Below are 1151 nucleotides of genomic sequence, written 5' to 3'. Positions count from 1 at the left end.
TTTTCTTTTGGAAACTCCTGACACATAGGACAGCATCTGTCACGGCAGGAGTTATAGTGGACTGACATGCAGCCGCAGTCCTCGCATACGCTTACATTCACACCAAAGGCACCGGTTTTGCAATTCATGATGTGGTAAGCGGCTTTTCTCTGAGCGGGAGAAATATCATGTGTGGATTCAAATGATGAATAAAAATGATGAAAAACATCCTGAATCGTACAATCCTTACTCATGATTCACCACCTTCCGGGTTGTCGAACGGGCTGCGGATCCCAAGAAGTGTCTTGTTGCTCACATGAAGGTAAACATCTGTAGAGCGAGGATCAACATGTCCCAGAAGTGACTGGATATATTTTATATCTGTGCCACTTTCGAATAAGTGGCTGGCAAAACTATGACGGCACGCATGAGAGGAAACATGACGGTTAATGCCGGCGAGTTTAGCACTTTTCTTAAAGAACTGGTTAACACTGGCTATATCAAGATATCCACCGGACCAGGAACTTGGGAAAAGGATATCTTTGGGGCGACCACATTTGTACCAATACTCTGTGAGAAGGTCTAAATTTTTTTGAGACAGAATTGTATATCTGTCAATTCTGCCTTTGGTTTCACGAACATGAATTGTCATGTTGGTACGGGAAATGTCATCATAATGGAGATGAACGACCTCCGATACACGTAATCCGGAAGAATACATAGTTGCAATAATCGCTTTATGTTTCAGATTCGGAGTGGCGTCAATGATTGCATTTATTTCATCGCGGGACAGAACAGCAGGAAGATTGCGCTCTCTTTTCATAGCTGGAACAGTGTCATCATCCCAGACAGTCTTCAGCACCTTTTTATATAAGAACTTTATTGCAGACCGATAGTGATTGTGAGTTTCAGGAGACCTTCCTTCCAGACGTTTGGCAGTAAGAAAACTTTCCGCATCTTCAAGTGTAAGATCAGAAACATTTTTTCCAATCCAACGAAGGAAGTAACCGACATCCGAGCAATACAGTTGAATAGTTCTTTCACGCAGGTTACGTTTTTCCGCTTCATTGCGGATAGATTCAAAAATATCTTTATACATAATAAAACCTCCAGAATAAGTAGTGTTAATAATTACATCTACCTATTCGGAGGTGCATTAGCGTCATAATTCC

General features: G+C 41.7%; 2 protein-coding genes. Both read right to left on the bottom strand.

From position 1 onward, the window contains the following. A partial coding sequence (locus tag DXD06_RS15150; protein ID WP_199535234.1) for a transposase zinc-binding domain-containing protein occupies positions 1-233 on the bottom strand: 233 nt, incomplete at its 3' end. After that, positions 230-1078 (bottom strand): tyrosine-type recombinase/integrase, encoded by an 849-nt coding sequence (locus DXD06_RS15145; protein ID WP_117832886.1) that lies wholly within the window; start codon positions 1076-1078, stop codon positions 230-232. The genes DXD06_RS15150 and DXD06_RS15145, both read right to left, overlap by 4 nt. Between the last annotated feature and the right edge of the window lie 73 nt (positions 1079-1151).

It is taken from the genome of Roseburia sp. TF10-5 (assembly GCF_003462365.1).
GTDB classification, from domain to species: Bacteria; Bacillota; Clostridia; order Lachnospirales; family Lachnospiraceae; genus Roseburia; species Roseburia faecis.
Note: the sequence above shows the minus strand (reverse complement) of the source record. Positions and strands in the feature narration are given on the sequence as shown.